Annotated in this window: 11 protein-coding genes; 6 read left to right on the top strand and 5 right to left on the bottom strand. The window is 62.8% G+C overall.

Annotation, left to right across the window (positions count from 1 at the left end):
- Window positions 1-18: 18 nt before the first annotated feature.
- Window positions 19-540 (bottom strand): acyloxyacyl hydrolase, encoded by a 522-nt coding sequence (locus ACYCCG_RS14395; protein ID WP_459670880.1) that lies wholly within the window; start codon window positions 538-540, stop codon window positions 19-21.
- A gap of 282 nt (window positions 541-822) precedes the next feature.
- Window positions 823-1,689: a putrescine utilization regulator PtrR gene (gene ptrR, locus ACYCCG_RS14400; protein ID WP_028697444.1), complete on the bottom strand. Its 867-nt coding sequence runs from the start codon at window positions 1,687-1,689 to the stop codon at window positions 823-825.
- Window positions 1,690-1,796: 107 nt separating this feature from the next.
- On the opposite strand from ptrR, the gene ACYCCG_RS14405 reads away from it, so the two are divergent.
- The gene (locus ACYCCG_RS14405; RefSeq protein ID WP_459670882.1) at window positions 1,797-3,182 is read left to right on the top strand and encodes an aldehyde dehydrogenase family protein; all 1,386 of its coding nucleotides are present in this window, start codon (window positions 1,797-1,799) and stop codon (window positions 3,180-3,182) included.
- 37 nt (window positions 3,183-3,219) lie between these two features.
- On the opposite strand, the gene ACYCCG_RS14410 is transcribed toward ACYCCG_RS14405, so the two are convergent.
- Window positions 3,220-5,130 (bottom strand): AAA family ATPase, encoded by a 1,911-nt coding sequence (locus ACYCCG_RS14410; protein ID WP_209966205.1) that lies wholly within the window; start codon window positions 5,128-5,130, stop codon window positions 3,220-3,222.
- Window positions 5,131-5,208: 78 nt separating this feature from the next.
- Complete coding sequence (locus ACYCCG_RS14415; RefSeq protein WP_209966207.1) at window positions 5,209-6,108, bottom strand: helix-turn-helix domain-containing protein; 900 nt, start codon at window positions 6,106-6,108, stop codon at window positions 5,209-5,211.
- A gap of 183 nt (window positions 6,109-6,291) precedes the next feature.
- Between ACYCCG_RS14415 and ACYCCG_RS14420 the strand changes: the two genes are divergently transcribed.
- The 4 genes from ACYCCG_RS14420 to ACYCCG_RS14435 all read left to right on the top strand — a co-directional run bounded on the left by ACYCCG_RS14420 (window position 6,292) and on the right by ACYCCG_RS14435 (window position 10,956).
- The gene (locus ACYCCG_RS14420) at window positions 6,292-7,650 is read left to right on the top strand and encodes a glutamine synthetase family protein (protein ID WP_021785086.1); all 1,359 of its coding nucleotides are present in this window, start codon (window positions 6,292-6,294) and stop codon (window positions 7,648-7,650) included.
- A gap of 80 nt (window positions 7,651-7,730) precedes the next feature.
- Window positions 7,731-8,819 carry a polyamine ABC transporter substrate-binding protein gene (locus tag ACYCCG_RS14425; RefSeq protein WP_339443224.1) on the top strand — a complete coding sequence of 363 codons (1,089 nt, stop codon included), beginning with the start codon at window positions 7,731-7,733 and terminating at the stop codon, window positions 8,817-8,819.
- Between the two features lie 13 nt (window positions 8,820-8,832).
- Window positions 8,833-10,128 carry an NAD(P)/FAD-dependent oxidoreductase gene (locus ACYCCG_RS14430; RefSeq protein ID WP_459670885.1) on the top strand — a complete coding sequence of 432 codons (1,296 nt, stop codon included), beginning with the start codon at window positions 8,833-8,835 and terminating at the stop codon, window positions 10,126-10,128.
- 150 nt (window positions 10,129-10,278) lie between these two features.
- Window positions 10,279-10,956: a DUF3313 domain-containing protein gene (locus ACYCCG_RS14435; RefSeq protein ID WP_176684283.1), complete on the top strand. Its 678-nt coding sequence runs from the start codon at window positions 10,279-10,281 to the stop codon at window positions 10,954-10,956.
- An 87-nt stretch (window positions 10,957-11,043) separates the two neighbouring features.
- Here ACYCCG_RS14435 and ACYCCG_RS14440 read toward each other — a convergent pair whose 3' ends face one another.
- Complete coding sequence (locus ACYCCG_RS14440; protein ID WP_339443222.1) at window positions 11,044-12,420, bottom strand: L-serine ammonia-lyase; 1,377 nt, start codon at window positions 12,418-12,420, stop codon at window positions 11,044-11,046.
- A gap of 146 nt (window positions 12,421-12,566) precedes the next feature.
- On the opposite strand from ACYCCG_RS14440, the gene ACYCCG_RS14445 reads away from it, so the two are divergent.
- A complete protein-coding gene (locus tag ACYCCG_RS14445; protein WP_176684285.1) occupies window positions 12,567-13,508 on the top strand; it encodes a LysR substrate-binding domain-containing protein in 942 nt (313 codons plus the stop codon).
- Window positions 13,509-13,537: the final 29 nt, after the last annotated feature.

Here is a 13,537-nt window from a genome sequence, read left to right on the forward strand (position 1 = left end):
CGCAGCGGCCCCGTAATTTCAGAAAGCTGTGCTGTAGAACAGCGAGTACGACTCGATGCCGTCGTTTGGCTGCTTTATCCCGGCGTTGGAGTAGTGCATGGCACGGATGCCTACCTTCTGTTCTCCCGGCAACTTCAGGCCAAAGCCGATACGGTCTTCGAAGTTGACCGACGACCCCAGTCGCTGGTCGCCCACGTCGGTCTTTGAAAACGCTGCCAGGCCAATACCTGCCTCGATGTAAGGCTTGTAGGTAAAGCCGCTGAACTCATACGTGAACACCGGGCTGAACGACAGCGAATGCGCACCACTGGCATCGCCACCTTCCCAATAGGTGTAGGCCGCATCCCAGTAACCGCTCACATGACCGGCACTGCTTTGCAGCCATTTCTTGTCCCAGTCGAACGACATGCCGATACGGTAGGTCATGTCACCTTGGCCAGTGGCGCCCACGGCGCCTGATATCTGCGCAGCCTGGACCAGATCGGCTCCGGCAAAGGCCAGCACTGCAACGGCCAGCGAAGCTGCTAGACGGGTTTTCATCAACGACTCTCCTGATGGTCTACACGGCAAGCGGGGGCTTGGGCCCCTCGATGTTATGCGCTGACCGGTGCATCCAAACCGGTCATACGAAGTAATACTTTTCTGATTATTGTCCAGATAATCAGAAAGTTGGAAGTGTATTGCCACTATTGGCTAAATCACTTGGAAACGCTGTGCTTTGCCGGGAGGCAGCTGCACATACAGCAGTGGCCCGGCATCGCTGACGCTGAGCACGGGCTGGCCCTGAGCATTCTGGATATCGACTGTTATCGAGAAAAAACATCAGCTTGCGCGTCCTTCTTCAAGCAACTTCACGAACATGCTCAAACTGCGCGAGACCGTACCCCGTCGCCATACCAGCCAGGTTTTCAGGTAACGGAAGTCCTCCGACATTGGCCAGGCGCTGACGGTGCTGCACCCGGGCATATTGTCGAGCATGCTGCGCGGCAGCATGGCCAGGCCGGCGCCAGCGCTGACGCATGCCAACATGCCGTGGTACGACTCCATTTCGTGGATCTTGCCCGGTACCGCCTGGTCTTTTACGAACCAGTTTTCGAAGTGATGGCGGTATGAACAGTTGGCGCGGAAGGCGTAGATGCTTTCACCGTTCACGTCCTGGGCGCGGGTTACCGGTGTATGGTTGAGCGGCGCAATGACCATCATCTCTTCCTCGAACACCGGTATGCCCTCCAGCGTCGGGTGCAGCACCGGGCCGTCGACGAACGCAGCCACCAGGCGACCAGACAGCACGCCTTCGAGCATGGTCCCGGAGGGCCCGGTGGACAGGTCAAGGTCAACCTTGGGGTAGCGCTGGTTATAGGCCGCCAGCAACGCGGGGATGCGCACCGCCGCCGTGCTCTCCAGTGATCCGAGGGCAAAAGTGCCCTGCGGGTCTTCACCCGCCACGGTCAGCCGCGCCTCATGGACCAGGTCGAGGATGCGCCGGGTATATTCGAGGAAGTTCCAACCCGCAGGCGACAGGCGCAGGCGGCTCTTCTCGCGAATGAACAGCTCTACCCCCAAGTCCTCCTCCAGTTGCTTGATGCGCGTGGTCAGGTTCGACGGCACCCGATGGATGTGCTGCGCGGCGGCGCTGATACTGCCCTGCTCTGCCACAGCCTTGAAGATCTCCAGTTGCACCAGGTCCACAGCCATTCTCCAAACGTGAATGTTTCGCTCATTATTATTCAGTTTTCATTAAAGCCATAGCCCACTAGTCTGGCCTCACTGATTAACAACAACGAGAGTGTCCCGCCATGAGCGCGATCAGCAGCCTGACCCACGCCATCTCCCTCGACCCGTACAGCGGCGAGCAGATCGGCGCCTACCCGTTCGACACCGACGCCGCACTGGAAGCGGCGCTGCAACGTGCCAAGGTTGGCTACCGCCAGTGGCGCCAGGTGTCGCTGGGTCAGCGCAGCGAGTACCTGCTGGCCCTGGCCGGCACCCTCGAAACCAAGGCCGAAGCCTTCGCGCACATGATCAGCCGCGAAATTGGCAAGCCGATCGCCCAGGCTCGCGGTGAAGTCAGCAAGTGTGTGGGCCTTTGCCGCTGGTACGCCGAGCACGGCCCGGCCATGCTCGCCGCCGAGCCGACCCAGGTCGAAAAAGCCCGTATCGAATACCGCCCGCTAGGCCCGATCCTGGCCGTGATGCCGTGGAACTTCCCGCTCTGGCAGGTGCTGCGCGGCGCCGTGCCGGCGATTCTGGCGGGTAACACCTACGTGCTCAAGCACGCACCGAACGTGATGGGCAGCGCTTACCTGATGGCTGAGCTGTTCAAGGATGCCGGCCTGCCGGAAGGCGTGTTCGAAGTACTGAACGTGACCCCGGATGGCGTTACCCGCGCCATCAACGATCCGCGCATCGCCGCCGTGACCCTGACCGGCAGCGTGCGTGCCGGCATGGCGATTGGTGCACAGGCCGGTGCCGCGCTGAAGAAGTGCGTGTTGGAACTGGGTGGCTCCGACCCGTTCATCGTGCTGGCTGACGCCGACCTGGATGCCGCCGTTCAGGCTGCGGTGATAGGCCGCTACCAGAACACCGGCCAGGTGTGTGCCGCCGCCAAGCGCCTGATCGTGGAAGCCAGCATCGTCGACGCGTTCACCCACAAGTTCGTTGAAGCCACGCGCCAGCTGAAAATCGGCAACCCGCTGGAGGACGACACCTATATCGGCCCGATGGCCCGCTACGACCTGCGCGACGAGTTGGACGGCCAGGTTCAGGCGACGTTGGCCGAAGGCGCCACGTTGCTGCTGGGCGGCAACAAGGTCGAAGGTGTGGCCAACTTCTACGCGCCGACCGTGTTCGCCAATGTCACCCCGGACATGACCGCGTTCAAGCAGGAGCTGTTCGGCCCGGTAGCGGCGATCATCACTGCACGCGATGCCGACCATGCCGTGGAACTGGCCAACGACAGCGAGTTCGGCCTGGCCTCGACCATCTACACAGCCGACTATGCGCTGGCCGAACGCATGACCGCCGCACTGGATACCGGTGGCGTGTTCATCAACGGCTACTGCGCTTCCGACCCCCGTGTTGCGTTTGGTGGCGTGAAGAAGAGCGGTTTCGGCCGTGAACTGTCGCACTTTGGGGTGCGCGAGTTCACCAATGCCCAGACGGTGTGGCTGGACCGTAACTGATCCATGACCCTGGGGCTGCTTTGCAGCCCCAGGCGCTTCAATCCCGAACCTGGTCCTTGACCCAGTCCAGCATCCCCCCCGGCACGATCAGTTCATGCCGCGCCCGCGAACAGGCGGTATACAACCCCGCCAGCATACGCGCCCGTTCATTGCGGTTACCCGCCACCTGTGGCGCCACCATCAGCTCCGGCGACACCATCACCCGGGCAAACTCCATGTTCTTCACATCCCGTACACGCCCCAGGAACAACTTCGGCGCCTTGTCCCAGCGGTAACGGCTCTTGGCCTTGGCAAAGTGCTCCGGCGTGTAGCCCTTGCGCAGCATGTTGGCCACGGCGACGAACGCTTTGTCATCGCCCTTGTCCTGCTCCAGCGCCTGCCAGCTGGCATAGCGGAACAGCATCGGGTGGCGCGGCCGCGTGCCGTAGCGGTACAGCTCGATGCAGTCCTCGACGAACAGTTCAAAGTCCTTGCGAGCGCTTTTCAGCAACAAGAACGGCACACCCTGATGCGTCAGGCGCTGGAACCAGCCAAACAGCCCCCATTCATCATCGACGATAAGCGCCGTGGGCTGTTCCGGCACCATCACCGTATCGAAGAAGCTGACCCGGGTGTAGTGCTCGGCGTTGCCACTGAAGGCCGCCTGGATCGTGGCCGGGTGCGCCTGGATCAACGGGTTGAGCACATTGTCCATTGCCGGCCCGGCGCGCAGTGAATGGTCGATGCAGCGTTGCCGGATGAAGCTGCCATGGTGCGGGCTGAGGCCGTTGAGGTTTTGCAGTTCGTCACCCAGGGTAATGATCGACTGTGGACTGCGATCGAGTACCGCCAGCATCGGTGCCGACAGCTCGTGGGCCTCGTCGACGATGACATGGGTGTAACGGCTGTCGATCACATGCTCGGTCAGCGACAGCAGCTTGACCCGGTGGTAGTCACGCACCGGCAGCTGAATGTCCCGCGCCGACGGACGAATCAGCTCTTGCCAGTACAGGCGTGCCTTCTCCAGCAGCACCTCCTGATCCAGCGGCGAAGTGCCCGGCCCGGCCCAGGGCAAGTGGTGCAGCTGAAGTTGGGTATCGGCACTGTGGCAGAACGTGCGCACGGCGCGGATACACAAGGCAACCACGTCACGCGCTGCGAGCGGGCCGATATCTGGGATGGCCAGCCAGCGCACCACTTGCGCTTCCTGGGGGCGCCAGGACAGCTTGGTGCGGTATGGGTCGCGCAGTCGCCAGCCGTTGCTGGTGAGGTCGCGGTTGAGCAGCTCGTCAGCCAATTGGCCGAAGGTCAGCGCGGTATAGGCGGCAGCGTCCTTGACCCGCGCCTGCAGCGCGCGCAACTGCCCTTCGGTCAAGGCCAGCAGCAATGTGCGCTGGGGGTCCAGCAGCCGGGCGAACTGGTGAATCAGGAAGGTCTTGCCGGTGCCGGCGAAACCTTGCACAGCCACAGACTCGTCGATGCCACTGAGGAATTCACGCAGCAGGCGGTTCTGCTGGTCGCTGAGCATCAAGTCACTGGCCAGCGACGGCAGGTACACCGGGTGCAGCGGCGTGGCCCGTTGGCGGTAGCGGTCGGCGAACTGGAAGTTCCACTGGCCTTCGTCATCCAGCAACTCGTCCGCCTGGTATTCCACTTCGGCCGACAGCAGTGCAATGCCATTTTCGCCCAGCATGCCCAGGCCCATGGCGAACGCTTCGCGATCGAAGTGCTGCGCTACCTGGCCCTGGAAGCGCCCGGGGGCGACACCTTCGACTTGGTTGGCGATGCGCACGATTTCAGCGAAACGACGCTCCTGCGCGTCGGCCGAGGCGGTGGCTGGCTGGCGTGGCAGGTTTTGCACGAACAGCACGGCAGCGGCATCGAGCACACTGGCGGTGGTGAAGAACTCGGTTACAGCCGCGCTGGCGAGGCGGTCAGCCTGGTCGCTGGGCAAAGGCAGGTAGAACATCGGCACCTCGGGTGAAATCAGGGCGGCACGATAGCAACTTTCGGCACGGGATGCTGGGTTCAGTTTTGGCGTGCCCCCTCAACCCCTGCCCCGCCGCAACGTCTCGCTCGGAAACTCCTTGAACAACTGCCGATAACTCTCTGAAAACCTTCCCAAATGCCAGAACGACCAACGCATCGCTACCTCGGCGACGGTCACCCCTCCTCCCCGCAAAAGATCGCGCCGCGCGCCGTTCAAACGGCGCAGCCGTAACCAGTGCGCAGGCGGCATGCCGGTGAACGCTTTGAACGCCTGTTGCAACTGACGCAATGAAACCCCGGCAACCTCCGCCAACTCCACCAGGTTCAGCGTTTCTTCCGGGCAGTCGGCCGCCCATTCGCTGACCCGGCGCATGATCGCCCGCTCCTCGTCACGTCGCCCCAGGGCCACACCCTGCAAGCGCTGGCAGGCGTTGTCGAGTATGAACAGGCAGTCCTCCAGCAGTTGCTCTGCCAGGGCCGGCCCCTGCAGCGGGCTGCCGGCCTCGGCCAGGCGCGTCAGGATGGCGCTCAGCCAACTGCCGAACAAGGCATTCTGGCCGCTGCCCAATGGCACCATGAACAACCCCTCCAGGCGCTGCGGGTCCAGCCCATGACGGGCCAGGAAGGCCTGGTCGAACACGACCGCCACCTCGTGGTAGTTCTCCGGCGTGATCCAGATATTGCGGCTTTGTTCGTTCAGCAGGTACAGGCTGTTCTCGCTGCGGTCGAAGCAAAACGCCAACGCGCCGCTTGGCGCGCGAAAAAACTGCTCCACACGGGTATTCAGGCGCTCTTCGTACACCTCCACGCCATCCAGCCCCAGACAACGCAGCTCACCGCTGAAGTACCCGGGTGACATCTGCCGGTACTGCTGCTGCCAGCCAGGGGTGGCGCGCACTTGCTCGGTGACGTCAGTGGTATGGAAAGCCTGGACCTTCAACGCATTGGCGGTTGTCACACATCATCCTGTATGCACTCTTTTGGTGCATTCGATACTGAAGAAAGTGGATAGATCGCCCCGGGGGGCTGCGCCCAAGATAGTCTCCAGCGCGTCACCTGGGAAGCGTAACGCCTTCGCAACTGTTGAACGGTTTTCGCAAGCGTCCACGCTCCCACACCAAAACCCAACCAAGAGGTCTGTATGAACGCCCCCTTCGATCAGCTGTCCACCTGGCTGAAAGAACACCGGATCACCGAAGTCGAATGCGTGATCAGCGACTTGACCGGCATCGCCCGCGGCAAGATCGCGCCCACCGCCAAGTTCCTCCATGAGCGAGGCATGCGCCTGCCAGAAAGCGTGCTGCTGCAGACGGTCACCGGCGACTACGTCGATGATGACATCTATTACAACCTGCTCGACGCCGCCGACATCGACATGGTCTGCCGCCCTGACCCCACTGCCGTTTACCAGATCCCGTGGGCGATCGAGCCAACCGCGATCGTGATCCACGACACCTTCGACAAGCAAGGCAACCCCATCGAGCTTTCGCCACGCAACGTGCTGAAGAAGGTGCTCAAGCTGTACGCCGACAAGGGCTGGCAGCCAATCGTCGCGCCCGAGATGGAATTCTACCTGACCAAGCGCTGCGAAGACCCGGACTTGCCACTGCAGGTGCCACTGGGGCGTTCCGGCCGTGCTGAAAGTGGCCGTCAATCGTTCTCGATCGATGCCGCCAACGAATTCGACCCACTGTTCGAAGACGTCTACGACTGGTGCGAGATCCAGGGCCTGGACCTGGATACGCTGATCCACGAAGACGGCCCGGCGCAGATGGAAATCAACTTCCGTCACGGCGATGCGCTGGACCTGGCCGACCAGATCACCGTGTTCAAGCGCACCATGCGCGAGGCAGCGCTCAAGCACAACGTGGCCGCCACGTTCATGGCCAAGCCGATCACCGACGAACCCGGCAGTGCCATGCACCTGCACCAGAGCGTGGTCGACATCGCCACGGGCAAACCGATCTTCGCCAACGAAGACGGCAGCATGAGCCCGCTGTTCCTGCATCACATCGGCGGCTTGCAGAAGTACATCCCCAAGCTGCTGCCGATGTTCGCGCCCAACGTCAACTCGTTCCGCCGCTTCCTGCCGGATACTTCGGCACCGGTCAACGTCGAGTGGGGTGTAGAAAACCGCACCGCCGGCTTGCGCGTGCCTACGTCCAGCCCGGAGGCGATGCGGGTGGAAAACCGCCTGCCGGGGGCCGATGCCAACCCGTACCTGGCCATCGCTGCCAGCCTGCTGTGCGGCTACCTGGGCATGGTCGAGCAGATCGACCCTAGCGCAGCAGTGCAGGGCCGTGCCTATGAACGACGCAACCTGCGCCTGCCGATCACCATCGAAGATGCGCTGCAGCACATGGAAGACTGCGAAACCGTGCAGCAGTACCTGGGCAAGCAATTCGTCCAGGGCTACGTGGCGGTCAAGCGCGCCGAACACGAGAACTACAAGCGCGTCATCAGCTCGTGGGAGCGTGAATTCCTGATGCTGAGTGTCTGATCCACTGCGGGGGTGCTTTGCACCCCATGCACAGGCAAGCCTGCTCCGAACTCGAAGAACAAGACCAACGAGGTGTTCCCATGCGTCATCTGCAAGTCCTGATCCCCGCTGCATTCACCCTGCTGTTCGCCACCACCACCCAGGCCACGCCCACGGTCAGTGTGTACAACTGGACCGACTACATCGGTGACACCACCTTGGCCGATTTCCAGGCCAGCAGCGGAATCAAGGTGGTCTATGACGTGTTCGACTCCAACGAAACCCTCGAAGGCAAGCTGTTGGCCGGGCGCACAGGTTATGACGTGGTGGTACCGTCCAACCACTTCCTCGCCCGCCAGGCCCAGGCCGGGGCCTTCCTGCCGTTGGACCGCAGCAAGTTGCCGAACTGGCAGCACCTGGACCCCAAACTGCTCAAGCAACTTGAACAGAACGACCCCGGCAACCAGTACGCCGTGCCTTACCTGTGGGGCACCAATGGCATCGGCTACAACGTCGACAAGGTCAAGGCGGCACTGGGTGTGGACCATATCGACTCGTGGGCGGTGCTGTTCGAGCCCGAGAACCTGAAAAAGCTCAAGCAGTGCGGCGTGGCATTCATGGACTCGCCCGACGAACTGTTCCCGGCCGTGCTCAACTACCTGGGCCTGGACCCGCGCAGCGAAAAACCGGGCGATTACGCCAAGGCCGAGGCCCGGCTACTCGAACTGCGCCCCTACATCACCTACTTCCACTCCTCCAAGTACGTCTCGGACCTGGCGAACGGTAATGTCTGCGTAGCGTTCGGCTACTCCGGCGACGTGTTCCAGGCTGCCAACCGCGCCGTAGAAGCGAAGAACGGCGTGAAGGTCGCCTACAGCATTCCCAAGGAAGGCAGCAACCTGTGGTTCGACCTGCTGGCCATCCCCAAGGACGCCAACAACCCCGAGCAGGCCCTGGCGTTCATCAACTACCTGCTCGACCCCAAAGTGATCGCCAAGGTCAGCGCCACGGTCGGCTATGCCAATGCCAACCCGGACGCCAAGGCCTACATGGATGCATCGCTGGTGAACAATCCCGAGATCTACCCACCCCAGGAGGTGCTGGACAAGCTGTACATCTCCAGCACCCCGAGCCCGAAAATCATGCGCGTCATGACCCGCTCCTGGAGCAAGATCAAGTCCAACCGCTGAGTCGAGAACGCTCATGTCTTTCAATACCCAACACACCGCCTCGTACTACGCCGCCACAGCGCGCGACGCGGCACCCTACCCCAGCCTGGACAGTGAACTGACGGCCGACGTATGCGTGATCGGCGGCGGGCTGACCGGGGTCAATACCGCCCTGGAGCTGGCCGAGCGCGGCCTCTCGGTGGTGCTGCTGGAAGCCCGGCGCATCGGCTGGGGAGCCAGTGGGCGCAATGGCGGCCAACTGATTCGCGGTATCGGCCATGATGTCAGCGGCTTTGCCCGGCATGTCGGGCAGGACGGTGTGCGCTACCTGAAACAGGCCGGCATAGACTCAGTGGAACTGGTGGCCAACCGCATCGCCCGCTACGGTATTGCCTGCGATCTGCGCTGGGGCTTCTGCGAACTGGCCAACACCGATGCGCAGTTCGCCGCTTTCAAGGATGAACAGGACGACCTGGCCGCCCTGGGCTATCGCCATGAAACACGCCTGGTCGGCGCCGGGCAGTTGAACGAGATCGTCGCCAGCGACCAGTACGCTGGCGGCCTGGTAGACATGGGCTCGGGCCACCTGCACCCGCTGGATCTGGTACAGGGCGAAGCCCGCGCGGCTCACAGCCTGGGCGTGCGCATTTTCGAGCAAAGCCCGGTCCTGCGCATTGAGCACGGGCCCGGGCTGACGCTGTACACGGCGCGCGGCAAGGTGCGCGCAAGCAGCCTGGTGCTGGGCTGCAACGCTCACCTCGATGAACTGGAACCGCGCCTGAGTGGCAAGGTGCTCCCGGCCGGCAGCTATGTGGTGGCCACCGAACCCTTGCCCGAAGCGCTGGCCAGCAGCCTGATCCCGCAGAACATGGCGCTGTGCGACCAGAAGGTCGGCCTGGACTACTACCGTCTCACTGCAGACCGCCGCCTGCTGTTCGGTGGCGCCTGCCACTATTCCGGGCGCGACCCTAAAGACATCGGCGCGTACATGCGGCCGAAGGTATTGAAGGTGTTCCCGCAACTGGCCAACGTGCGCATCGACTATCAGTGGGGTGGCATGATCGGCATCACCGCCAACCGGTTCCCCCAGGTCGGGCGCCTTGGCCAGCACCCCAACGTGTATTACGCCCAAGGCTATTCCGGGCACGGGCTGAACGTGACGCACTGGACGGCGAAATTGCTGGCCGAAAGCATCGCCCTCGGCCATAGCCACGGCCTGGATGTGTTCAGCGCCGTGCCGCACCTGACCTTCCCCGGCGGCAAGGCCCTGCGCTCACCCCTGCTGGCACTGGGCATGCTGTGGTACCGCTTGCGTGAGGCCCTGGGTTGAGTGGGCAACAACGTTTGCAGCGCCACTCAGGGCGAGCGCGTCCCGGTCACGCATTCTGTACTTTTCAAAGAGGATTGCCCCGTCCACTGGCCAACTGCCTCGCACGTGCTAGCGTTGTTGAGGCCGACCTCTCATGGATGCCTTTTCATCATGAAATCATTGCCTCGCATTACCCTGTTGTGCGCCGCGCTGCTTGCCGTGGCCGCCTGCTCCAGCAACCGCGTGGACCCCAAGGATTACTCCGGCTTCCTCAAGGATTACAGCCGGCTGCAAGAGGCCAAGAGCCCGTCGGGTGACCCGGTGATGCGCTGGATCGACCCCAAGGTCAATATCAACCAGTACAGCCAGGTGTTCGTCGAGCCAAGCCAGTTCTACCCCAAACCGCAGCCAACAGCGGTTATCTCGCAGCAGACGCTGCAGGAAATCACCCGCTACTTCAACGAGGCCCTGCGCAGGGAAATGAGCAGCGTGATGCCTCTGGCCAAGGGGCCTGGCCCGGGCGTGATCGTGATACGCCCGGCGATCACGGCAGTGTCCACCAGTAACGAGGGCCTCAGGCCTTACGAGGTGATCCCTATCGCGCTTATCGCGGCGGGAGTGAATACCGCCATGGGTGGCCGCGACCAGGACGTGGATGTCGGTGTGGAGGCAGCGTTCCTGGACGGTGCCAGCCAGAAGGTGCTGGCCCAGGTGGTACGCAAGGGCGCGGGCCAGGAGCTGGAAAACGATACCCAGAAGCTGACCTTGAACGACGTCAAGCCGGTGCTGGATGGCTGGGCCAAGGACATGCGTGCGAGCTTCCTGGCAGCGAAGCAGAAAGGCCGCTGATTCAGTTCTGACCCAACCGGTCAACGCAATCTGGTTCAGGAGCGGCCCATCGAGACACAAGGCCGCTCCAGTTGACCGCGTTGAAACTCAGCACTCGACAAAAGCGACCGCCAAACCGCCGCGCGAGGTTTCCTTGTAGTTGGCATGCATGTCCGCCCCGGTATCACGCATGGTGCGGATCACCCGATCTAGCGAGATGAAGTGCTCGCCATCCCCCCGCAGCGCCATCTGCACGGCATTGATCGCTTTTACTGCAGCAATTGCATTGCGCTCGATACAGGGCACCTGCACCAGGCCACCCACGGGGTCGCAAGTGAGCCCGAGGTTGTGCTCCAGGGCAATCTCGGCCGCGTTTTCCAGCTGCGGCGGCGTCGCCCCCAGCACCTGGGCCAAGCCGGCGGCAGCCATCGAACAGGCCGAACCCACCTCGCCCTGGCAGCCTACCTCTGCCCCCGAGATCGACGCATTTTTCTTGCACAAAATACCGACCGCCGCAGCCGCCAGCAGGAAATCGACGACATCGGCATCGCAAACGGTCGGGTTGAACTTCATGTAGTAATGCAGCACAGCCGGGATAATGCCAGCGGCACCGTTGGTGGGCGCGGTAACCATGCGCCCGCCCGCGGCGTTCTCCTCATTGACCGCCAAGGCGAACAGGTTCACCCACTCCATGGCGCTGAGGGTTGAGCCGATCACGTTGGGCTTGCCCAACTCCTGCAGGCTGCGGTGCAACCGCGCAGCGCGGCGCTTGACGTGCAAGCCGCCTGGCAGGACGCCCTCGTTGCGCAGGCCGTTCGCCACGCACTCACGCATGGCCGCCCAGATGCGCAACAAGCCTTCGCGCACCTCGGCCTCCGGGCGCCAGGCGCATTCGTTGGCCATCATCAGTTGCGCCACGCTCAGGTTGTGGGCCTTGCACAACGCCAGCAGTTGGGCACCACTGTCAAACTCATAAGGCAGCATCACGGCATTCGCTTCGCTTGCCGGCGCATCGATCTCGGCTTGCTCGACGATGAAGCCGCCGCCTACCGAAAAATAGGTCTGGCTCAACAGGCTGTGCTGCCCGTCCATGGCTTCCAGGCTCATGGCATTGGGGTGATAAGGCAGGCTCTCGTCGAGCAGCAGCATGTCACGGCCATAGTCGAAGGCCAGCGGATGGCTACCGTCGAGCATCAGGCAGTCTTCCTGCAGCACCTGGCCAATGCGCGACTCGATGGTGGCCGGGTCGATACGGTCCGGCCACTGGCCCATCAAGCCTAGCAGGCACGCGCGGTCGGTGGCATGGCCAACCCCGGTCGCCGACAGCGAGCCATACAGCCGCACTTCCACGCGCGTTACCCGCGCCAGCAGCCCCTGCTCACGCAGGGCCTGGGCAAAGGTAGCCGCCGCCCGCATCGGGCCGACGGTGTGGGAGCTGGAAGGCCCGATGCCAATTTTGAAAAGGTCGAAAACACTGATAGCCATGCTAATGCCTGACCCTGCCCTGACATGCATCCAAGGTAGGGTTGTCTGGAGAAATTGAGCGTTATTACGATTTTGCGCGATACTGACGCGCTGACTCACGGATGACCAACGAAACTTCCTAAGCAAGCCTTTAGTGGTACTAAACGATGCGACGACAACTCAATGGTCAGATGTTCGTCTGGCTGCATGTATTTGCCTGCGCAGCCCGGCACTTGTCCTTCACCCGTTGTGCCGAAGAGCTGCATATCACCCCGGGCGCGGTCAGCCAGCAGATGCGCCAACTGGAAGAGCGCCTGGGCTACCGGCTGTTCCTGCGCCGGGCGCGCGGCGTGGAGCTGAGCGCCGAGGGGCAACGCCTGGCCCAGACGGTGGCCGAGGCCTACGGCAATATCGAGGCCGAACTGCTGCGGCTGGACGCGGGAGAAATCCGCGGCACGTTGCGTGTGCGTTCGATCCCGTCGTTCCTGGCCAAATGGCTCACGCCGCGCTTGCCGCGTTTTCAACAACGTTACCCGGACATCGAGTTGCGCCTGGTGGCTGAGGACAGTGCCCAGGCGCTGACGCCGGGCGACTTCGACCTGGCCATCGACCTGAACGATGGCAGTTACCCAGGCATGCTCTCGACGCCGCTGCTGGACGAGCAGATCTTCCCGGTGTGCTCACCTGCCCTGCTGCGCGGGCGCCCGCCGCTGCACGGCCCGGCTGACCTGGCGCACTACCCGCTGCTGCATGACATCACCGCCTGGCGTGGCAGTTCGGAATATGCCGAGTGGGAGTTCTACCTGGAAGGCATCGGCGCCGCCGGCCTGGATGTACGGCGCGGGCACACCTTCAACCGCAACCACCTGACCATCGAGGCGGCGATTGCCGGGATCGGCGTGGCGATTGCCCGGCGCACGCTGCTCAATGATGAACTGGAACGCGGGGCACTGATCGTGCCGTTTGGTGTACCGATCGCCAACCACAAGCGTTATGTGGTGCATTACCCGCCAGGCGGCTTGAACCAGCCGGGTGCGCGGGCAGTGCATGACTGGCTGGTGGAAGAAGCGCGGGGGTTCAGGGAGTTGCATCCGTTGAACAAGGACTAACTGGCGGTACACGGTCGATGCGGGCGGGC

This window comes from Pseudomonas sp. VEM90, from assembly GCF_054611535.1.

Bases quoted from the DNA above. Each gene is read 5' to 3' on its own strand.
- ACYCCG_RS14395 (WP_459670880.1), bottom strand. From the start codon at position 540: ATGAAAACCCGTCTAGCAGCTTCGCTGGCCGTTGCAGTGCTGGCCTTT.
- ACYCCG_RS14405 (WP_459670882.1), top strand. From the start codon at position 1,797: ATGAGCGCGATCAGCAGCCTGACCCACGCCATCTCCCTCGACCCGTAC.
- ACYCCG_RS14410 (WP_209966205.1), bottom strand. From the start codon at position 5,130: ATGTTCTACCTGCCTTTGCCCAGCGACCAGGCTGACCGCCTCGCCAGC.
- ACYCCG_RS14420 (WP_021785086.1), top strand. From the start codon at position 6,292: ATGAACGCCCCCTTCGATCAGCTGTCCACCTGGCTGAAAGAACACCGG.
- ACYCCG_RS14425 (WP_339443224.1), top strand. From the start codon at position 7,731: ATGCGTCATCTGCAAGTCCTGATCCCCGCTGCATTCACCCTGCTGTTC.
- ACYCCG_RS14430 (WP_459670885.1), top strand. From the start codon at position 8,833: ATGTCTTTCAATACCCAACACACCGCCTCGTACTACGCCGCCACAGCG.
- ACYCCG_RS14435 (WP_176684283.1), top strand. From the start codon at position 10,279: ATGAAATCATTGCCTCGCATTACCCTGTTGTGCGCCGCGCTGCTTGCC.
- ACYCCG_RS14440 (WP_339443222.1), bottom strand. From the start codon at position 12,420: ATGGCTATCAGTGTTTTCGACCTTTTCAAAATTGGCATCGGGCCTTCC.
- ACYCCG_RS14445 (WP_176684285.1), top strand. From the start codon at position 12,567: ATGCGACGACAACTCAATGGTCAGATGTTCGTCTGGCTGCATGTATTT.